The following is a 21,940-nucleotide window of genomic DNA, read 5'->3' on the forward strand; positions in this document are numbered from 1 at the left end:
GTCAGCCATTGACGCATCCCTTCGCATCGTTCGACGACCTGCCGTCATCGCGCACCAGCCGCACCAGGATGCACGACTCCCCGTCCGCGTCGCGCTCGAGGGTGACGGACTCCGTCGCGATCTGCGCCGTGATCGGGTCTTCGCCGCTGCGCTCGTAGCGGTACTGGAACGCGTCACCCGTCTGGGGCTGCGCGTTCGTCCAGGTGAAGGTGACCGATTCGCCGTCGACGGCGCCGGTGACGTTGATCGGAGCGCTCGGGCGCTGCGCCGCGACCGGAGGCGCGACCGACTGAGTCGGGTTCGCCTGCGGCGCCGGATCACCGCCGGCCTGCAGCGCGAGCCACACGATGCCGGCTCCGAAGGCCACCACCGCGGCTGCGCCGACGACGGCGAGGGCTCTCGCGCGCTTCGACCGGGGCTGTGCCGGCTCGGCCTGCTCGACGGCGACGGCCTGCTGCGGAGCGGGTGCGGGGGCGCGTCGGATCGTCGCGTCGACAGGCGCCCCGACCGCGGGAGCCATGAGCGCCCTCGGCTCACCCTCGTGGGGATCGATCGACACGACGCCGCGGATCCTGGTCGCACCGCCGTCCTCATCCTCGGACTGCTCGGGCTCGAGCGAGTCGTCGAGGACGTCGAGCGGGGTGACCGGCAGTGCCATCTCGGCTTCGACCTGCTGCAGCGCTCGCCCGAGGGCCATCGCGCTCGAGTGGCGCCGGGATGGATCGGGGTCCATCGCCGACGCGAGGACGGCCTCGAGGCGCTGCGGGACGTCGTGCCGGGCGAGCGGCGATATCTCGCCGCGCTGGATGCGATCGATGAGGTCGACGCTCGTGTTGCTGCCGCCGGGAAGCTCGAACGGGGTCCTGCCGGCCAGGAGCGTCGACAAGGTGGCGGCGAGCGAGAAGACGTCGGATGCGGGGGCCGACCTGGGCGGGTCGAGGAACGCCTCGGGGGGCGACCACGGGATGGACATGCCGCTCGCGTCCTCGGCGACGCCAGCGCTCGTCGCGATGCCGAAGTCCGTCAGTGCCGGCCGGTTGTAGGCCGTCACCAGGATGTTCGCCGGCTTGATGTCGCGGTGCAGGATGCCGGCGCGATGGGCGGTCTCGACGGCGCCCGCGATCTGCACGCCCAGCGTCAGCACCTCCGGCACCGAGAAGCGGTCGCGGCGGTATCGCACCCCGAGGTTCGGCTTCGGGCAGTACTCCATCGCGAGGTAGGGCCGGCCGTCGGGGGCGACGGCCGCGCCGTAGATCGTCACGATCGACGGGTGGCTCGACAGCTGAGCCATCACGTTCGCCTCGTGGCGGAAGTTCTCGATCAGCTGTCGGTTCACCGCATCCGGCAGCAGCACCTTGACGGCGACGTTCCTCGAGGGCAGCAGCTGCCGATAGAGGAAGACGTCGGCGAACCCCCCGGAGCCGAGCAGCGACACGTAGTCGTAGCCCGGCAGCTCCGGCGGTGCTGAGGGTGCCCGCTTGGAGCTCACCGCCCGTCCTCGTCGGTCGCGGGTTGGATCGAGATGACGACGTCGTCGCCGAGATCGAGCCGGTCGCCCAGCTGCAGGATCGTCGACGCCTCCGGGCGCAGCCGCTGCGGGGCGGAGCCCTCGCGCAGCAGCAGGGTGCCGTTCGTCGAGCTGAGGTCGACGGCGACCAGGTTCCAGTCCTCCACTCGCAGCTCGAGGTGGCTGCGGGAGATGTCCTCGCTCGGGCTCTCCACGGTGATCAGGCGCGGCACACGACCGTCCTCGACCCGCCGAGACCGCGGTCGGCGACCGATGACGACGCCGCGCCCGAGCGGCACGCGCTCCCCGGACGGCAGCTCGGCCATCGCGACCTCGGGACGGCGGCGCTGCGCGGCGGAGCGCTCGTCGACCGCTGCTCCGCACGTCGCGCACTGCTGGGTGCCGGGAGGGTTCACGTGGCCGGCACGGCAGAGGGTCGAGAGCACGAGGGGTCCGGTCGCAGGTGCGGCGGTGCTCTGGGGCCGCTCGGCCATGAGCTCCTGCGCCCGCTCGGCGGTGATGGTCATGCCGTCGTGGTCGCCCTCGTCGCGCGGCGCCGCGGCGCCCGCATCCGGCGTCTCCTGGGAGGCCTCCGTCGCGCGGTTCGGGACCATGGCGCGCGCCGCCGCGGCAGGGTCCGACGCTGGCTGCTCGATCCCTGCTGCGGGCGTTGGCGCGGGCTCTGCTGTTGGAGCGTCGGCGAGCACACGCACATCCGCCGCGGGCTTGATGAACCCCGGGACCGAGTCGATCAGGCCGCCGATCGCGTGATCGGGCGCGGCCGACTCGGCACGCGGTGCAGCTGGCGGAGCGGATGCAGCCGGCGCCGGATGCGCCGCGGATGCATCCGGTGGAGCGGAAGCAGCGGGCGACGAAGTCGCAGGTGGTGCCGAGGCAGCAGGTGCTCCGCGCTCCGCCGGCGGCAGCGTCTGCCCGAAGGCACCGGTGGTGTGCGCCAGGGACGCCTGCTCCTCGGCCCCTGCTGACTCCTCTGCGGGCGCGGTCGGTGCCGCCGTCTCCCTGGGCGCCACGCGAACCGCCGAGACGCGGACCACGCCGCCCTCGAAGGGCAGGGTGTCGCCCTCGAGCGCAGGGATCCCTCCCGCGGCGACGCTCTCGGAGGCGGGGACCTCGTCGATCGACCACGTCTGGCCGAAGCGGTCGGGCAACGGCACCCCATCCGCAGCGGCGGGCACGCCGTGGCGGCGCAGCAGCGCACGCGAGCCGTCGAGATCCACGAGCGCGATGAGCGCGGAGGGCGCCTGCTCGACCAACGCGCTCAGCGCGTCGATCGTGTCGATCGAGCCCACCGCGGCGTGCAGCGCGCGCGCGCCGCCGCCGTCGAGATCCCGCTCGCAGACCAGCACGACGCGACCGGCCGCGATGCACCACGCCTCGCCCGCCGCGTACTCCAGCCGGATCCCCTCGATCGTCGCGTTCATTGCCGCACCTCTCTGGGAATGGTGTCGTCGAGCGAGTGCACGTGGGTGTCGAGCAGGTCTTCGTCGGCAAGGGCCACGGCATCGACATCGAGCACGACGACCGAGACGTTGTCGGGAGCGCCCGCGTCGAGGGCACGACGCAGGAGCAGCGCCGCCGCGGCTGCGGGCGACGCGACATCGGCGAGGATCTCCGCGATCTCGGCATCCTCGACCTCACCCGTCAGCCCGTCGGAGCAGACGAGCAGCCGCTGCCCGCGCTCCGCGGGGCGGAGCCAGACGTCGGCAGGCTGTCGCTCACCGGCGCCGAGCGCGCGAGTGATGACGTTCCGGTTCGGATGCCGGCGCGCATCCGCCTGCTGGAGCGCGCCCATCTCCACCAGTTCCTGCACCACGGAGTGATCGACCGTCACCTGCTGCAACGCGCCCTCCGCGAACAGATAGGTGCGCGAGTCGCCGATGTTGAGGATCAGCCAGTGCGCGACTCCGTCGACATCGACCAGCACCGCGCCCGACAGCGTCGTACCGCCGATGGGCTGGCCGAGCGACCGCTCCCGTACCAGCTCGAAGGCGTCCGCGAGCGATGCCTCGACACACGCCACGTCTGCGAGCGTGCGGCCCTTCAGACCACGGAACGCCTCGATCGCCAGAGCACTCGCGACATCGCCGGAGGCATGCCCGCCCATGCCGTCTGCGACGACGAAGACAGGGAAGGAGGCGAAGACGGAATCCTCGTTGACCGTGCGGCGCATGCCGGGATGCGTCGCTCCCGCCCAGCGCAGCGAGATCGACGGGTGGCTGAAGCGGAACTCCCCGACGGCGTTCATGCTGCCCCTCCGGGCTCGACAGCGACGGTGCAGTCCCCGAAGCGGACGACGTCGCCGGGTTCGAGCGCGAAGGGCTCTCCCGGTGCCAGCGGCCGCTCGGCGCCGCCACGGATGACGCTCGAGCCGTTCGTCGACGCACGATCGACTGCGGCGAGCGGAACCGCCGTGATCAGCAGGTGCGTCTTCGAGATGGAGCGCGTGTCGTCGACGATCGGCAGCAGGTGCTCGACCTCCTCGCCGGCAGCAGGCGCCGGGTTGCGTCCGATGAGCGCGGCCCCCGTGATCGCGAATCGATCGCCGGTGTCGAACGCGAGGATCGCGACAGCGCGCGGCGCGCGGGACCGGGCCCGGGTGACATCGAGATCATCGTCGGCCACGACCTCGAGCCGACGGACGGTCTGATCGTCGATGCCATCGTCGACGTCGGGGTCGATCAGCGTCTCATCACGGATCGGCGCGGCCTGGGCGTCGGTCGGAGGCGCAGGGGCTGGAGCCGGCTCCCGTGCCGCGGTCGGCGTCGGCGGTGACGCTGACGCTGACGCTGACGGTGACGCAGAGATCGGGGCCCCTGCATGCTCCCTGCCAGGCACGCTGTCGACGATGTCTCCCTGCCGCGACGGCTGCGGGCTCGCTGCGGGCGCGGAAGGCGCTGGAGGCACTGCCTGCCCGCTGAGCTCGCCGGGCCGGTAGGCACCGAGACGTGCGCCGCCGGACGGCATGCCCGGCACCGTGTGGGAGGGCGCGGGCTGCTCGACATGCGTCGGCAGGCCGACACGGGGGGCGGCTCCCGGCTCCGCGGGACGGGCAGCCCCGACCACGCCGGCGCTCACTCGGGCTCCGGGCCGGTAGGAAGGAGCACTGCTGGCCAGCGGAGTGGCGAGCGAGGGCAGCTGGGACTTCTGCGCCTCCGGCTCCGCCGCGATCGTCTTCCGCGCGATGCGCATCCGCTTCTCGTGATACGGGTCGAGGCCCTGCCTGATGTCCACCACCCACATGCCTGCCGCCTTGTCGAGCCAGCTGCGGCCGCGCTTCTCGCCATCGAACAGCGGCGAGAGGAAGAAGACCAGCGGACCGACGAGCGGCACGAGGAAGATCAGCGCCAGGAGCAGCCCGCGAAGCAGCGCCCTGCCGATGGTCGGCTTCGCGAGCGTCTTGCTGTTGATGCTGCGGATGCCGACGAAGGCCTTGCCCAACGTGACGCCCTTGCGCCCGTGCAGCACGAGCTGCACGATCACGAACACCGTGGTGAAGACGAATGAGACGGCCGCTGCGATGATCATCCACAGCAGGTTCGGGTGGCTGAAGAATCCGTACCAGGTGAGGGAGCCCGTCACCACGGCCAGCAGCGGCGGCAGCGTGATGAGCCAGTAGGGGAGCTGGAGGATCGCGTACAGCGCGAACTCGATGATGGACGCGATCGCGCGCCGCCCGTACGGCGCAGGACGCAGACCGAGCGCGGCCGCGTAGGCGGGATCGGGCTTGCCGTCCTCGTCGAGGCCCTCGATGACCGTGCGCTTGTCCTCGATCTCCCAGATCATCGGCGCCTGCGCTCCTTCCTCCGTCGTGCGAACGATCGCAGCGACAGCCTCCCGAGCACTCGCCTGCTCGGCTTCGCCTCGGCGCGCATGCCCTGCACGCTCCGCTCCACGTCGAGCCAGAACGCGTCGACATCCTCCTTGGCGGGCTCGCCAGGGCCGAAGACGCCCTCGTCGACGAACGCACCGATCTCGGTGGCCCTCGATCGAGGGTAGCGATCCTCGACGACGCCGGCGACCTCGCGCCGCGTCACCCCCGCGGGCACCGGCAGGCCGAGGTCGACCGCGTGGTCCACGACCTCGTGCCAGCCGCCGGAGAGCCGGTCGCTCTCCCGAGCGGCACGGTAGCGCTTGCGCCAGCGCGCCGCCTTGATCGCGCCCACCACGATGAACGGCGAGGCCAGCAGCAGCAGGAGCAGCAGCACGCCGCCGGCGACCCAGAGCCACATGACCCAGGAGGCGTCCTGGATCTCTTCCTCCTCCTCCTCGCCCTCGTCGGCGACGGTGTCGGGAGACATGTCGGCCGGCTCCTCCGGCGGCTGCGGGGGCTGCAGCACCTGCGGCTTCGGATCGGGCTCGGGCTCGGGCTCGGGCTGGATGTCGTCGTTGTCCTCCGGCGGGGTCGGGTCGAACCTGACCCATCCGTGCCCCTCGAAGGGCACCTCCACCCACGCGTGCATGTCGCCGCCGGTCAGCTCGACCGGCTCGGTGCCGCCGGAGAAGCCGTCGTCGGGGTAGATGCCCATGACGACGCGCGCCGGCACGTTGATGCGGTTCAGCGCGAGCGCGAAGGCGGTCGCGTACTGCTCGTCATCGCCCACCAGGACGTCGCGGTCGAACATCGACTGCAGCCGGGATGCGCCGTGCCCGGCGAGCGAGGGGATCGTGTCGTCCTCGAGGCCGTGGCTGAACGCGCCGTTCTGCATCAGTCGCTGCATGTTGAGGATGTTCTCGAGCTGGTCCTGGCCCTCGTTGCCCCACGTCGCGACCCACGCCTGCAGCAGGTCGGGCACCAGGGCAGGATCGGGGACCGACACGTCGGTGACGCTCGAGCCCTCGAGCGCCTCGTGCTCCGGCTGGGCCGGCACGATGGCCTCGAGCTCGTAGGCGTCGCCCGCGCCGAGCCCCTCGAGCGCGATCGCGGTGCCCGTCTGGCCGTTGTAGTGGAGCGAGCCCTGCAGCGCCTCCTGCCTCGGTCCCTCGAACCGCAGCGACTGGATGAAGCCGACGTCGGGCACCCAGATCCCCGAGTAGTCCTGCAGCTCGACGCGCACCGTCGCGGGCGCGCCGGTCTGCTGCACGTCGACCTGGTCGCCGATGCGGGCGAAGGAGCCCGAGCCCGAGGACTCCTGCGTGCCGGCGACCGCGAACACCGAGCCGTCGTAGTAGTCGAAGGTGGCCAGGCGCAGGCGCGAGCCCTCCGGCATGCCGCTGACGGTCATCAGCGTGGAGTCCTCGAAGTTCTTGTGCCAGTTGCGGAACCCGGCGAGGGGGCTCGGATACTCGGCGAGCTCGATCGGGGGCTCGACGGTGTCGCGCAGCACGGCCCGGCTCGACGGCTGGACGGGGATGCTGACCGCGCCCGCGAGCACGACGGCCGCGACGATCATGCCGATCGCGCCCTGGGTGCGCTGCTTGCGCGCGCGGCCGCGGAAGCGCGTGTCGTTCGTGACCTCGACCTCGTCGTTCAGCCCCGTGCGCCAGCTCGCCCGACGCCAGGCCCACCATCCGATGATCACGCCGGCGACGACGAGGCCGAGCACGGCCGGCCAGAACGGCGACTTCGTGCCGAAGGCGATGCCGACGACGAGCGCGAGGATGCCGGGGAGCATCGCGAAGGGCGCGCGGCGATCCAGGCGCAGCGCCAGCACGGTCGCGAGCGCCGAGGTCACGAGCAGCGTCAGGAAGGGCACGACGAGCAGGCTCGGGAAGCCCTCGGCGGGCGGCTGCGCGGTGAGCAGGCCCTTCCAGGAGAACACGACGCCGAGCAGGAGCTCCTGCCAGGCGTCCAGCGTCGGCAGGATGCCGCCGATCGACTTGCGCGGCACGGCGAGCGCCGGGCCGAACAGCACGAGGGCGAGCACGATGCCGGCCGCCGTCATCAGCCAGCCGCGCAGCGGGCGCAGCGAGGTGGCCACGCCCACGGCGATGCCGAGGAGCGTGCCGCCGATCCCTGCCGCGAGCACGGCCGTGCCGCCGAAGACGGGCCAGAACGAGAGGGTCGCGGCGACGCCGATGACGAAGACCGCGGAGCAGTCGATGACCGCCTGCTTGGTCGTGCGAGGCAGCATGCGCTGATCGCTCACTGGAGTGCCACCCCTCGCATCACGCGCGGCAGGTCGGAGACGGTGCCGAGGGTGGCGAGCGAGGTGTCGCCCATCGGCTGCAGCCGCGGCTTCGCGCCCTTGACGACCGTGAAGGCGATCACCCTTGCCTGCGCGGGCAGCAGCGTGCGTGCTCGGCGCACCATCGCGGGATCGACCGTCGCCCCGGCGTGGAGCATGATGACGGACGCGCCGGCGTGCTGCTGCGCGATCGTGGCGGCGAGGTCGAGGAACCGGTCGTGCCGCGGTGACCACTCGACGCCGGAGAGCGCGTCGAGCAGGCGCTTGCCGGAGGTGGCGGGCAGCGTGCGCTTCGAGGTCTGCACGACCACGTCCATCTCGTCGCGCACCGCCTGCAGCCCCAACGAGCCGAGGATGGAGATCGCGGTCTCGAACTCCGCCGGGTCGGCGTAGTCCTCCGGCGAGGTGGAGAGGCCGAGCGCGAGCACGCTGCGACGGGTCTGCTCGAACTGCCGCACCATGAGCGTGCCGGTGCGCGCCGAGGACTTCCAGTGGATGTAGCGGCGGTCGTCGCCGGGCACGTAGTCGCGCAGGGCGTGGAAGGCCATGTCGCTGTTCGTGAGGTCGCGCGTCGTGATGCCCTCGAGGTCGCGGATGAGCCCGGGCGCGGTCTCGTCGAGCTGCACCGTCTTCGGGTGCACGAACAGCTCGACCGGGTCGGTCCACTTCACCTGGCGGCGGAGCAGGCCAACGGGGTCGCCGCGCACCGAGCGCACGGGGCCGACCTGCAGGATCGTGCGGCGGCTGGTCGGGATCGCGAAGACGTCCTCGTGCACGTCGCCGGGCTTCATGCGCGGCAGGTGGAAGGAGGCGAGGGCCTTGCCGACCGGCACCTCGATCGTCGCCGGCAGCAGCGGCTTCTGCGAGGCGGAGTGGATCTCGATGCGGCCGAGCGCGCGCTCCCCCACCACGACGCGCGTGTAGGCGAGGTCGAGCTCGATCCGGTAGCGGTTGCGCCCGACGATGAAGGCGATCGCCGCTGCGAGCAGCAGCGCGCCGACGAGGCCGATGACGATCAGCTCCTTCCACCCCAGCACGATGCCCACGACGAGCGTCGCGGCGGTGCCGAGCAGCACCGCCCAGCCGAAGCCGGTGATGGGCTCGACGAGCGGCCAGACCCTGCGTCGCAGCCAGGCGACCGCGACCTTCGCGCCGGCGCTGACGACCGAGTCGTCGCCGACGACGCGGTCGCTGAGGCGCTGCAGCGGCGTGCGCTCGCGCTGCACCGTGCGCCGCAGGCGGGTGGTGCCGGATGCGGTGGTGTCGCTCGGCGGCGCGCCGGTACGGGAGTCCGTGCCGGTCTCGGCGTCGGTGTCAGGGGCGGGTGCAGACGTCGCCCGCTCGGGCGCCGTCGTCATGCAGCGTTCTGCCGGTCCTGCGGTGCCGCGACGTCGGCGATGGCGCGGTCGATGATGCGATCGCCGGTGACGCCGGAGAACTCGGCCTCCGGGTCGATCACGATGCGGTGCGCCCACACCGACTGGGCGAGCTGCTTGACGTCGTCGGGCAGCACGTACGCGCGGCCCTTCGCCGCGGCCCAGACCTTGACCGCGCGCACGAGCGCCATCGCGCCGCGCACGGAGACGCCGAGACGGGTGTCCTTCGACTCGCGCGTGTGCTCCGCCAGCTGCGCCACGTAGTCGAGCACCGCCTCGTCGGCGTGCACGGTGGCGGCGAGATCGATCATCTCGGCGACGGCACCGGTGGTGATCACCGGCTGCACCGTCGAGGAGGCGTTGCGGTTCGAGGCTCCGGCCAGGATCCGCACCGTCTGCTCGCGCCCCGGGTAGCCGATCGACGTCTTCATCAGGAAGCGGTCGAGCTGCGCCTCCGGCAGGCGGTACGTGCCGGCCTGCTCGATCGGGTTCTGCGTCGCGATCACCATGAACGGTCGCCCGACCTCGTAGGGCGTGCCGTCCACCGTCACGCGCCCCTCCTCCATCACCTCGAGCAGCGCCGACTGCGTCTTCGGGCTCGCGCGGTTGATCTCGTCGGCGAGCACGATGGAGGCGAAGATCGGGCCCTTGTGGAACTCGAAGCTCTGCGCCTTCTGGTCGTAGACGGTGACGCCTGTCACGTCGGAGGGCAGCAGGTCGGGCGTGAACTGGATGCGGTGGTTCGTGCCCTGCACCGTCGCGGCCATCGACTTCGCCAGCTGCGTCTTGCCGGTGCCCGGCGCGTCCTCCAGCAGCAGGTGGCCCTCGGAGAGCATCGCCGTGAAGGCGAGCCTGATGATGTCCTCCTTGCCGAGCACGACGGAGCCGACGTTGTCGACCAGGCGCGTGAACGTCTCGGCGAACCAGGTCGCCTGCTCGCGGGTCATGGCGGTCATGTTGGGCATCCTTTGTTCCGGGGCTGAATGATCACGGGGTCGCGCTCCAGTTGCCTGTCGCGCGCCCGACTTCGGAGCCGTTCCTCGAGAGGATCAGCGTGTACGGACCGCCGTTGCTGTTGCCGCAGAAGACGTAGCGATCGCGAGCCGTCTCTCCGTTCGGGCTCGAGTTGGTCCACTGGCCCTGCTGGAACTGCCCGGGCGGGCCGTGGCAGGTGTAGTTGTAGGTCGCGGGCGGCAGGTCGCGGTACGTCAGCACGAAGTTGCGCGCTCGGACGCCGGGCTGCCCCGGCAGGTTGACGAGCGCTCCGCCGCTGAGCGTGAGCTTCGGGTCGGGAGCCTTCGCGTTGCCGCACGTCACGATGTGCTCGGACTCGGTGCCCTCGGTGTCGAAAACGCGCACGCGGATGCAGGCCTCGATCGCCGGGTCCCGCGGCATGGAGAACGATCCCGAGTCCGCCGGTCGCACCGTCGTCCAGTCGTTCGGGTTGTCGTTCAGCACGTACTCGAGGCGATCGAGCGGGCGACCGTTCGTGCGGCCCGGAGGGGCGTAGTTGAACGTCACCTGCTCCACCTGGCCCGTCACCGAGGCCTGCGGGGTCGGCGGCCGGCCGAAGGGGCGCGCCTGGCCGCTCTGCGGCGTCCACGGGCTCGAGTAGAGCTGCCCGTCGATCATCGCTGAGGCGCGGACCTCGAGCACGTACGGCCCGCCGTTGTTGTTCATGCCCGTGTACCAGCCGCCGGAGGCGAGGGTCTGCTCACCCGCGCCGCCGCCGCGGACCTGGAAGGACACCTCCTCGGCGCGCAGTCCGTTGCGGGATCCGGGCTGCCATGAGACCTGCGCTCGTGTGTCGCCGTCGACCGTGGTGACGCCGGTCGGCGCGCTCGGCGCCGTGACCGCGCGCCTGGCCTCGGAGGCGGGCGAGGCGTCGCTCGCGCCGACGGTGTTGTTCGCGACCACCTGGAAGGTGATGTTGCTGCCGTCCGCCGGCACGCCGGAGAAGTTCGCCGTGGTCCCGGAGACGGACTGGGTGAGGCCGGTCGAGGAGGTGACGGTGTAGGTGCGCACGTCGTCGCCGTTGCCGTCGGCGGCGCCCCACGTGACGGACATCTGCACCTCGCCGGGGATCGACCGGTCGATCGTCGCGGAGGGCTGGCCGACGGGGAACGGCCGGCCTGCCGGCACGGTCGCCCGCGAGCTGGCCGAGAAGTCGCTCGGCTCGACCGCGAGGTTCACCGCCTGGATGCGGAAGGTGTACGCGGTGCCGTTCGCGAGGCCGGTCCAGGTGTAGTTGAGCCCCTGCACCTGCTGCTGCACGGCGCCGTTGGGCGCTGGCGGCGAGATCTCCACGACGTAGTGCTGGATCGGCGAGCCGTTGTTGACGGGCGCCTCCCAGGCGAGCGCGAGCTGCTGGTCGCCGCGCTCGGCCTGCGGCGGCGCGGGCTGCTCGGGTCGCACGTCCGGCCGCGCCTCGCGCGATGAGGCGGACGGGTCGGAGTCGCCGACCTCGTTCTGCGCGACCACCTGGAACGTGTAGGTGACGTTGTTGGTCAGCCCATCGATCACGCACGTCGTCGCCGCGCACGGCTGCGACACCGAGCCGTCGGCCGACTGCACGACGTAGCCGGTGATCGGCGCGCCGTTCGAGGCGGGCGGCGCCCAGGTGAGCGTGACCTGCGAGTCGCCGACCGCGTCGACGTTGGGGCGCGCCGGCGCATCCGGCCGACCCTTCACGTTGAGCGTGAGCGTGCCGGTCACCTGGCGCTGCGTCAGCTCCGTCGCATCCTGGACGGTGTAGCGCACCGTCAGCACGCCCGAGAACTCGGAGCCCGGTGTGACCGTCACCTCGCGGTCCGTGAACGAGGGCTGCCCCTCGCCGGCGACGACCTCCGCCGAGATGACGCGCAGCGGCAGCCCGTCGTTCTGGAAGGGGTTGAAGTCGTTGGCGATGACGTCCGTCGTCAGCGCGACGCCCTGCACGGCCTCGCCGCTGTCGGGCCGCGCCATCGCCATCGGACGATTGGTCGGCACGACCTCGATGAGCACGGTGCCGGGGGCCTCGTTGCCGTGCGGGTCGACGGCGACGATCTGGAAGGAGCCCGTGGAGCCCGGCGGGGTGTCGACCAGCGCGCGCGCGGTGAAGACCGACCCGTCGAGCGAGGTCTCGACACCGTTCATCGAGCCGCCCACGAAGCGGTACTCCATGGCCTCCATGTCGCCCGGGTCGGGGTCGCTCGTCGCGTCGCGCAGGTCGTACTGCACCGCGTCCTCACCGGCGATCGGTCGCAGCACCGCGCCGTTGAAGACCGGCGCGATGACGCTCGAGGGCGTGACGTCGATGGGGATCGTCAGCATCGCGGTCGTGCCGTCCTCCGGTCCCGACCCGTCCGTCACCTCGAAGGTGATGGATGCGGGGCCGACGTACCCGGCGACGGAGCGGAACTGCAGCGTCTCGGCATTGACGATGAGGCCCGAGTCGTCATCGTTGACGGCCGTGACCGTCTCACCGGAGGTGATGCGCGGGGCGGCGCCGTTCGACGTCGTCACCCAGTCGCGCAGCGGCAGCTCCTCCAGGATCCCGGACGGGATCTGGATCGCCTCGGTGCGCGCGAGGAACGGCGCCCGATCGCGCACGGGCGGCACGGCGACGAACGCCTCGGAGGTCAGGCCGTCGAGGTCGGTCACGCGGTAGGTGACGACCTGGAACTCCTCGCTCGGCACCACCTGCACGGCGCCGTCGACGACCGTCCCCTCGCCCGTGACGACCGACACCTCGAGCTCGGAGGGGTCGCCGTCGGGGTCGAGGTCGTTCTCGAGCACCGGGACGTCGAGCGGCACGCCGAGCTCGACGCCGTCGCGGGGCAGCGGGTCGTCGCGGGCGATGGGCGGCAGCAGCTCGGCATCCTCGGAGACCGTCAGCAGCACCGTGCCCGTCGTCGACGCGCCTCGCGAGTCGGCCACCACGTAGGTGAACTGGTAGTCGCCTTCCTGCGCCGGCGAGCGCAGGTCGACCGTCGAGCGCTCGGTGTTGACCTCTGCCTCCGCCAGCTCGTCCGGCAGCTCGAGGCCGTCGACCTTGAGCGACAGCGGATCCTGGTCGGGGTCGGAGTCGTTCTCGAGCACGGCGATGGCGACGGAGCGATCCGGGCGCACCGTGACGAGGTCGGGCTGCGCGAAGGGCGTCTGGTTCACGTCCGCGGCCTGCGCGATGCCGATGATCGCCGACGCCGTGCCCTCCTCGCCCCAGCGATCCCGCACGCGGTACGTGAACTCGACCGTGCCTGCCGCTTCGGGGAAGGCCTGGAAGTCGAAGTAGTCGGGCCCGACCTCGGGCAGGATCCGGCCGCCCTCCGGCCCGGTGTCGTAGCCGACCAGCTCCACGCCGTCGCCGTCGGGGTCGATGCCGTCGAGCGGGATCGGGATGCGCACGGTCGCGCCCGCGAGCACGCGCGAGGTGACGGTCTCCGGCGTCGGCGGCGTGTTCTGCTCCGGGTCGCGCGGCACGATCGTCACGGCGACGGTCGCGGAGTCGCGGTTGTCGTGCTCGTCGGTGATCTCGTAGGTGATGGTCGCCCTGGTCGGCGCGTCCACCAGCGCGTGCACGCGCAGCCGGCCCTCGGCGACGAACGCGACGCCCTCCGCCTCGGAGGCGAAGCTCGACTCCACGACGTCCTCGACCAGCCAGAACTCCGTGCCGTCCGGGGAGAAGTCGTTGCCGAGCACGTCGATCGTCGCGTAGTCGCCGGCGCGCACGATCGCGGCGTCGTCAACGGCCTTCGGCGCCCGCGGCTGCGCCGGCGGCGCGACCGGGATCACCTCGACCGTGCCGGTCTCGGTGAAGCGGCCGTTCGAGACCGTGTAGCTGAACTGGAAGGGCGCATCGAGGCCGTTGTCGCGGATGCTGACGATCCGCCGCTCGCGCAGCTCGACGGTGATCGGCGCGGCGTTCTCGATCGTGACCTGCTGCACGACGAGCACCCCGCCAGCAGGGTCGACGTCGTTCGCGAGCAGGTCGACCACGGTCGATCCCTGCTGCGGCAGCAGCGCGGTGTCGCGCACCGCGACGGGCCGGGCCTCCTCGTCGGGCGTGCGCACGTCGAGGCGGATGCGGCCGAGGCTCGAGTGGGGGCCTTCGGCGATGAGGTAGGTCAGGTAGCGCGTGCCGACAGGCGCCTCGGTGATGGTGATGGTGCCGGTGGGCCCGTCCCACTCCATCTCGACGGAGGGATCGGGCTCGACGGAGGCGAGCCGCAGCGGCCTGCCGGAGGGCGAGTAGTCGTTGAGCATCGGGCGGATCGTGACGTCACGACCCTCGATCGTGCTGACGAAGTCGGCGTTGGCCAGCGGGGGCGCATCCCCGCGCTCTCGCACGTCGACGTCGATCGTGCCGGTCGCCTGCGCGGTGCCGTCCGAGACGGTCACCTCGATCGTCTGCGGGCCGACGTCGCCGGTCGCGGTGTAGATGAGCCTGCCGGAGGGGTCGGTCTGGATGGTGTCGCCGGAGTCGGTGGTCGCGCCGGTGAGGTACATGTCGTCGCCGTCGGGGTCGACCCAGTCGCTCAGCACCTGGTACTCGTACTCGCCGCCCTGCTCGACCGCGAAGGCCTGCGCGCGCAGCTGCTCGGGGGTGGAGTTCTCGCCGTCGCCGCGCACGTCGATCTGGACGCCCGCGGTGTCTCGGCCCTCTCGGCCGTCGTCGATCTCGTAGTTGAAGGTGAAGTCGCCGGTGGCGCCCTCCGGCAGCTGGAGCTGCAGCTCGGAGTCGTTCGAGACCGGCGAGATCGAGACGCCCTCGGGCACGTCGCCCACGACGCGCACGGTCAGCACGTCGCCGTCGGCGTCGCTGTCGTTCCAGAGGACGGGCAGGATCGTGGAGCGGCCGGGACGCGCGCCGAAGCGGTCGTCGTTGGCGTCGGGCTGCGTGTTCTCCTCGTTGAGGGGCGGCGGCTGGTTCGTCAGCAGGTCCTCTGTCGACTCCGAGTCCTCCTCGTCGGTCGTCTCGTCCGACTCCTCGGGGAGCAGGTCGTCCCAGTTGTCGACGAGGACCAGGGTGTCTGCGAGCAGCCAGGAGGAGCCCTCCTGGTACTGGTTCAGCACCACGGCGTCGCGGTTGACGCGGAAGGTCGCCGGGGCGCCCGTCATCTCCGGCACCTGCTGCTCCGAGGGCTCCTGCCCCTGGCACTCGCGCAGGAACTGCGCGCTGCCCGGCCAGACGGCGTAGACGCACCCGTTCAGCTGCACGGGGCGCACGGCCTCACCGCCGCCCTCGCGCTCCTCCACGACCGCGTCGCCACCGCCCATCGGCTGGCGCACGAGCTGGGTGGGGGTCGCGAGCAGCACGGTGTCGGAGGCATCGCCGACCTGCTGCACCGCAGCGCCCTCGGGCACGGGCACCGCACCGCCGGGCACCAGCAGCGTCGAGCTCGGCGGGTCGAGCACGACCGCCTCGCCGCCGAGCACCGAGACGCGCGGCTCCTGCATGCTGCGCAGCTCAGCGCGCTCGCGCACGACCGGCTCCGCGAAGCCGCCCTCGTCCAGCGGCGCGATGGTGACCTGCTGGCCGTCGCTGGTCGAGACCGCGTGCACCGTGCCGTCTCGGCCCACCTCCACCGCGGCGGCGGGTCCGAGCTCTGCCACCGGTTCGGTGTTCTCCGGGGAGAAGCCGCCGATGTCTGCGAAGGCGACGACCCACAGCATGCCGTCGGTGGGTGCGAGGATCGCGACCGTGCCCCCGCCCATGGCGATCGAGGCCTGCCCGGGCAGCTGCACGTTGGTGCCCGTGACGACCTGCACGGGATCGACGACGATGGCCGAGGAGGCCTCCTGGTTGTGGAGGATGACGTCGGCGCCGTCCTGCAGCACGTCGAAGCGCGCGGTGGGCGAGATCAGGCCCGCATCGAGCTCCTCGGCCTGGATGTTGATGCGGCCGAGCTGCTGCGTGTCGGTGCGGGTGACCCAGACGCCGCCGTCATGCAGGTCGACGTCGGTCGTCGTGAAGCCGTCGTAGGTGAGGGCGAGGATGCCGAGCGCGACAGAGACCGCCGTGACCATCGCACCGGCGATGGTCGACTTGCGATGGCGCCTGATCCATCTGAACACCGAGAGCTCCCCGTTTCACCCCAGCTGCGGGCACATCGGCACGCAGGCGCAGCACGCACTCGTGACACGACCACCGACATTGTGCCAGATCTGCACGAACCCGAGCCCCGGCCTGGGGATGCGCGCCTCGCCGGGCGCCTGCGCGGCGGCAGCGGCGGAGGCTTCAGCCCCGCGCGCGCTCGTACGCCGCGAGCCGCTCCGCGTGCTCGGCGTTGAAGTCGTCGAGCGCCTTGCGGTTCCACTCGCGCGCCTTGCGGCCGCGGCGGGCGACGATGCCGCCGACCCACACCGGCACCTCCCGGGCGACGACGAAGGCGAGCACCGAGAGCGGAGCCAGCAGCAGCTGGCTGAGCGCCTGCGGGTCGATGCCGGGCAGGGCCGTGTAGCCCTCCCAGCCGCCCTGCTCCTCCATGTACGCGCCGCCGATGTGCGCGGCGTAGACCAGGATCGCCACGACGAAGCCGCCGAGCACGTGCGCCCACCAGCCCGCGCGGTTCACGAGCAGCGTGAGGATCCAGTAGGCGAGGAAGAAGACCACGACGGGCAGCAGGAACGAGGGGCGCAGCCACACGGTCTCGAGCGTCTCGAGCGCGTCGAACTCGCGGTCGAAGAGGAACCCCACGGCGAAGTACGCGGCCGCGAAGACGATGGCGAAGATGAGCGTGGCCAGCAGCGCGACCGCGAACCCGACGCCCCGTGCGCCCTTGCGACGCGGCGGCATCGGCTCCTCGACGAGCACGATCGGCGTGCCGCCGCTGGCAGCGGCACGAGCGGTCTCGTCGTCGACGGGGATCGAGGAGGCGGGCACCTCGTCGCGGATGATGCCGAAGCGCTCCGTGCGCTGCGCGCCGTCGTCCAGCGCGTCGCCGCGCTGCGCGTCGAGCACCTGCGTCTGCGCCGCGGTCTCGTCGTCGCCCTGGACGTCCATCGCACGGGTCGGCTGCTCGTGGGTCGCCATCGCCTGCGTGGGCTCCGGCTCGACGAACTCCCGCTCGGCGCCGCGCGGTGCTGCGGCGCTCGCCGCCCCTGCTCCGGCAACGCCGGCCAGCCCGGCTGCGCCCGCCGCTGCGTGCGCGCCCGTGGCGCGCTCATCGGCGGCGCCATCCTGCGACAGCGCATCCTGCGACAGCCCATCGGCGCCGCCCTCGGCATCCGACCGCCGGCGCAGGCCGAACGACGGCCTGCGCGGCTCGACGAGCTCCGGAGGCTCGGTGGCGTCCGGCTGCTCCGGGTGCTCTGGGTGCGCGAGCGAGCTCTCGGCGGCGTCGCCGTGCACCTCGTCCGCGGTGCGGCGCGCCGCGTCGTCGGGGTGGGCTGCGGAGTGCGAGGGGCCGCGCAGCGCCGAAGGGGCGATCACCGTGGGCTCGATCGGGCTGTCCGCGGAGCGGTCGTCGCCCTCGTCGTGCGCTGCGCGGTCGCCGGCATCCTGCCCAGCGTCGCGAGCGTCGAGCGCGGCGGTGTCGGTCTCGGCGCGCTCCGGCTCGCTGTCGTGCTCGACGAGCGGCTGGTGCGCATCGTGCTCGTCGACCGAGGCCGAGGCGTCGTGGACGGGCTGCTCCGCCAGGGGCGCCGTCGCTGCGTCGCCATCAGCGTGGCGCTCGTCAGTGCCGAAGGCGTCCGCCGACGAGGGTGCGGGCTCCGACGCCGGGACGTGCTCCGACTGCGACACAGGCTCCGGCTGCGGCTCAGGCTCGGACTGCGACACAGGCTCGGACTGCGACACAGGCTCGGACTGCGACACAGGCTCCGAGGCCGGGGCGCCGCCGAAGAACCGGTCGCGCCACGAGGTGGGCTGCTGCTCGCTCATCGTCAAACCTCCTGAGGCGGCTCGGTGCCGCGTCGTCGGCGATTCTAGGCACGCGACGCCCCGCACGACCCGCGCCACCCCGCCCTTCCGGCAAACGGCCGGGCACGCAGCAGGGGCCGCACCCTGGATGGGTGCGGCCCCTGCTGGCTCGGTCCGGTCAGACGATCTGGCCGGGCTCCTCGTTGAACTCGCCGCCGGTGAAGGCGTCGAAGTCCAGGTAGGAGAGGTCGGACTCGTCGACACCGCCGGCGTCGGCGAAGAGGCGGTTCGGGTAGCGCTCCGCCTTCGCCTCCTCCGTGGCCTCGACCGTGACGTCGCGGTAGCGCGACAGGCCGGTGCCCGCGGGGATCAGCTTGCCGATGATGACGTTCTCCTTGAGGCCCAGCAGCGGGTCGCGCTTGCCGGACAGCGCAGCCTCGGTGAGCACCTTGGTCGTCTCCTGGAAGGAGGCGGCCGAGAGCCACGACTCCGTCGCGAGCGACGCCTTCGTGATGCCCATGACCTCCTGGCGAGCCGAGGCGGTCTTCTTGCCATCGGTCAGCGCCGCGCGGTTGAGGTCGTTGTACCGCGAGCGGTCGACGAGCTCACCCGGCAGCAGGTCGGTCTCACCGTGGTCGACGACCGTGACCTTGCGGAGCATCTGGCGGACGATGACCTCGATGTGCTTGTCGTGGATCGGCACGCCCTGCGAGCGGTACACGTCCTGGACACCCGACACCAGGTGCTTCTGCACCTCGCGGACGCCGCGCACGCGCAGCACCTCCTTGGGGTCGACCGCGCCGATCTGGATCTGCTGACCCTGCTCGACGTGGTCACCGTCGGCGACCTCGAGGGTCGCGCGGCGGAGCACCTGGTAGGTGATCTCCTCATCGCCGTTGTCCGGCGTGATGACGACGCGCTTCGACTTCTCGTCCTCCTCGATGCGCACGCGACCGGCAGCCTCAGCGATCGGCGACGCGTTCTTCGGGGTGCGAGCCTCGAAGAGCTCCGTCACGCGGGGCAGACCCTGCGTGATGTCGCTCGCGCCGACCGAGCCACCCGTGTGGAACGTGCGCATGGTCAGCTGCGTGCCGGGCTCACCGATCGACTGGGCGGCGATGATGCCCACCGCCTCGCCGATGTCGACGAGCTTGCCGGTCGCCAGCGAGCGGCCGTAGCAGTGGGCGCAGACGCCGACCGCCGACTCGCAGGTGAGCACGGAGCGCACCTTGACCGTCTCGACGCCCGCTGCGACGAACGCGCGGATCTCGCGGTCGCCGATGTCCTGCGCAGCGGTCGCGAGGACCGTGCCGTCCGCAGCCACGACCTCCGTCGCCAGGTTGCGGGCGTAGACCGCCGACTCGGCGTTCTCGTGCAGCGTGAGCTGGCCGTCGATGACCTCGGCGATCGGGACCTCGAGGCCCCGCTCGGTGCCGCAGTCGTCCTCGCGGATGATGACGTCCTGCGACACGTCGACGAGACGACGCGTGAGGTAGCCCGAGTCGGCCGTGCGGAGCGCCGTGTCGGCCGATCCCTTGCGCGCACCGTGGGTGGCGATGAAGTACTCCGCCACCGTCAGGCCCTCGCGGTACGACGAGATGATCGGGCGCGGGATGACCTCGCCCTTCGGGTTCGTCACGAGACCGCGCATGCCGGTGATGTTGCGGACCTGGATCCAGTTTCCGTTGGCACCCGCGGTGACCATGCGGTAGATCGAGTTGTCCTTGTCGAAGGCCTCCTGCGTGGCCTTCTGCACCTCGTTCGTCGCCCTGGTCCACAGCTCGGTGAGGTCGCTGCGACGCTCCGAGTCGGTGATGAGGCCCTTCTCGAACTTGTCCTGCGTCTTCCGAGCCGACTCCTCGGCGCCAGCGACGATCTCGTCCTTGCGCGCCGGGGTGATGACGTCGGAGAGCGCGACCGAGATGCCCGAGCGCGTGGCCCAGTAGAAGCCGGCGTCCTTGATCTTGTCGAGCGTCGCCGCGACGACCGTCTTCGGGTAGCGCTCGGCGAGCGCGTTGACGATCAGCGAGATGACGGGCTTGGTGGCAGCCTCGCTCACGAACGGGAAGTCCGCCGGCAGCAGCTCGTTGAAGAGCGCGCGGCCGAGGGTCGTCTCGTGCAGGAAGGTCTCGCCGTCGACGAAGCCCTCGGGGCGGTCCTGGTCGCGGAACGCCAGGCCGTCGAGGCGCAGCCGCACCACCGAGCCGAGGTTCAGCGAGCCCTGGTCCATCGCCATGATGGCCTCGGCGATGGAGGAGAACGCACGGCCGGTGCCGACGCCATCCTCCTTCACCGTGGTCAGGTGGTGCAGACCGGAGACCATCTCGTGCGACGGGAGCGTCACCGGGCGGCCGTCGGACGGCTTCAGGATGTTGCTCGAGGCCAGCATCAGCACGCGGGCCTCGGCCTGCGCCTCGACCGAGAGCGGCAGGTGCACGGCCATCTGGTCGCCGTCGAAGTCGGCGTTGAAGGCCGCGCAGACGAGCGGGTGCAGCTGGATGGCCTTGCCCTCGACGAGCAGCGGCTCGAAGGCCTGGATGCCGAGGCGGTGCAGCGTGGGGGCGCGGTTCAGCAGCACGGGGCGCTCGCGGATGATCTCCTCGAGCACATCCCACACCTGCGGCTTCGACCGCTCCACCATGCGCTTCGCGTGCTTGATGTTCTGGGAGTGGCCCAGGTCGATCAGGCGCTTGATCACGAACGGCTTGAACAGCTCGAGCGCCATCTGCTTGGGCAGGCCGCACTGGTGCAGCTGCAGCTGCGGGCCGACCACGATGACCGAGCGGCCCGAGTAGTCGACGCGCTTGCCGAGCAGGTTCTGGCGGAACCGGCCCTGCTTGCCCTTCAGCATGTCCGAGAGCGACTTCAGCGCGCGGTTGCCGGTGCCCGTGACGGGACGGCCGCGGCGGCCGTTGTCGAACAGGGCGTCGACCGCCTCCTGCAGCATGCGCTTCTCGTTGTTGACGATGATCTCGGGGGCACCGAGGTCGAGCAGACGACGGAGGCGGTTGTTGCGGTTGATGACGCGGCGGTAGAGGTCGTTCAGGTCGCTGGTCGCGAACCGGCCACCGTCGAGCTGCACCATCGGGCGCAGCTCCGGCGGGATCACCGGCACGACGTCGAGCACCATCGCAGCCGGGCTGTTGCCCGTCTGCAGGAACGAGTTGACGACCTTCAGGCGCTTGATCGCGCGGATCTTGCGCTGGCCCTTGCCCTCGGCGATCTGCTTGTGCAGATCCTCGCCCTCGGCGACCAGGTCGAAGTTCAGCAGGCGCAGCTTGATCGCCTCTGCACCCATGTGGCCCTCGAAGAACTCGCCGTACAGGTCGACGAGGTCGTGGTAGGTGGCGTCCTCAGCCTTCAGGTCGCCGACCTTCAGCGTGCGGAAGTCGTCGAAGACGCGCTCCATCTGCGCGATCTCCTCGTCGGCGAACTTGCGCAGCTGCGCCATCTCGCGCTCGCCGGCGTCCTTGACCTTGCGCTTCTGGTCGGCCTTGGCGCCCTCCTCCTCGAGCTGGGCGACGTCGGCCTCCAGCTGCGCGAGGCGCGCGGCGATGTCGGCGTCGCGACGCTTCTCGATCTCGCCCACCTTGAGGCGCAGCTCCTGCTCGAGCTGCGGCAGGCGCTCGTGGCGCGCATCCGCGTCGACGCTGATGATCATGTACGCGGCGAAGTAGATGACCTTCTCGAGGTCCTTCGGCGCCATGTCCAGCAGGTAGCCGAGGCGGCTGGGCACGCCCTTGAAGTACCAGATGTGCGTGACTGGGGCGGCGAGCTCGATGTGGCCCATGCGCTCGCGGCGCACGGACGACTTCGTGACCTCGACACCGCAGCGCTCGCAGACGATGCCCTTGAAGCGCACGCGCTTGTACTTGCCGCAGGCGCACTCCCAGTCGCGCGACGGGCCGAAGATCTGCTCGCCGAACAGGCCGTCCTTCTCGGGCTTGAGCGTGCGGTAGTTGATGGTCTCGGGCTTCTTCACCTCGCCGTACGACCATGCACGGATGTCGTCGGCCGTGGCCAGGCCGATCCGCAGTTCATCGAACGTTGTTGCGTCGATCAATGCAAT

The 21,940-nt window shown here is 71.4% G+C and carries 10 protein-coding genes; all 10 read right to left on the reverse strand.

Annotated elements, in window-relative coordinates; translation table 11 throughout:
* Nucleotide 1 precedes the first annotated feature (1 nt).
* The 10 genes from AA0Z99_RS09880 to rpoC all read right to left on the reverse strand — a co-directional run bounded on the left by AA0Z99_RS09880 (nt 2) and on the right by rpoC (nt 21,934).
* Complete coding sequence (locus AA0Z99_RS09880) at nt 2-1,489, reverse strand: serine/threonine-protein kinase (RefSeq protein WP_413316915.1); 1,488 nt, start codon at nt 1,487-1,489, stop codon at nt 2-4.
* Nucleotides 1,486-2,949, reverse strand: coding sequence for an FHA domain-containing protein (locus AA0Z99_RS09885; protein ID WP_413316916.1), 1,464 nt, complete (start codon nt 2,947-2,949; stop codon nt 1,486-1,488). The genes AA0Z99_RS09880 and AA0Z99_RS09885 overlap by 4 nt, the downstream gene beginning before the upstream one ends.
* Complete coding sequence (locus AA0Z99_RS09890) at nt 2,946-3,773, reverse strand: PP2C family protein-serine/threonine phosphatase (protein WP_413316917.1); 828 nt, start codon at nt 3,771-3,773, stop codon at nt 2,946-2,948. Before AA0Z99_RS09890 ends, AA0Z99_RS09885 begins: the two co-directional genes overlap by 4 nt.
* Complete coding sequence (locus tag AA0Z99_RS09895) at nt 3,770-5,311, reverse strand: RDD family protein (protein WP_413316918.1); 1,542 nt, start codon at nt 5,309-5,311, stop codon at nt 3,770-3,772. Before AA0Z99_RS09895 ends, AA0Z99_RS09890 begins: the two co-directional genes overlap by 4 nt.
* Nucleotides 5,308-7,599 carry a transglutaminaseTgpA domain-containing protein gene (locus AA0Z99_RS09900; protein WP_413316919.1) on the reverse strand — a complete coding sequence of 764 codons (2,292 nt, stop codon included), beginning with the start codon at nt 7,597-7,599 and terminating at the stop codon, nt 5,308-5,310. The genes AA0Z99_RS09895 and AA0Z99_RS09900 overlap by 4 nt, the downstream gene beginning before the upstream one ends.
* 11 nt (nt 7,600-7,610) lie before the next feature.
* The gene (locus AA0Z99_RS09905) at nt 7,611-9,011 is read right to left on the reverse strand and encodes a DUF58 domain-containing protein (RefSeq protein ID WP_413316920.1); all 1,401 of its coding nucleotides are present in this window, start codon (nt 9,009-9,011) and stop codon (nt 7,611-7,613) included.
* The gene (locus AA0Z99_RS09910; protein ID WP_413316921.1) at nt 9,008-9,985 is read right to left on the reverse strand and encodes an AAA family ATPase; all 978 of its coding nucleotides are present in this window, start codon (nt 9,983-9,985) and stop codon (nt 9,008-9,010) included. The genes AA0Z99_RS09905 and AA0Z99_RS09910 overlap by 4 nt, the downstream gene beginning before the upstream one ends.
* Nucleotides 9,986-10,016: 31 nt before the next feature.
* Entirely contained in the window at nt 10,017-16,085 is a 6,069-nt protein-coding gene (locus AA0Z99_RS09915) for an Ig-like domain-containing protein (RefSeq protein ID WP_413316922.1), read from the reverse strand.
* 163 nt (nt 16,086-16,248) lie between these two features.
* Nucleotides 16,249-17,892 (reverse strand): hypothetical protein, encoded by a 1,644-nt coding sequence (locus AA0Z99_RS09920; RefSeq protein ID WP_413316923.1) that lies wholly within the window; start codon nt 17,890-17,892, stop codon nt 16,249-16,251.
* 157 nt (nt 17,893-18,049) lie between these two features.
* Nucleotides 18,050-21,934: a DNA-directed RNA polymerase subunit beta' gene (gene rpoC / locus AA0Z99_RS09925; protein ID WP_413316924.1), complete on the reverse strand. Its 3,885-nt coding sequence runs from the start codon at nt 21,932-21,934 to the stop codon at nt 18,050-18,052.
* Between the last annotated feature and the right edge of the window lie 6 nt (nt 21,935-21,940).

Source organism: Agrococcus phoenicis (assembly GCF_047302415.1).
Lineage (GTDB): Bacteria > Actinomycetota > Actinomycetes > Actinomycetales > Microbacteriaceae > Agrococcus.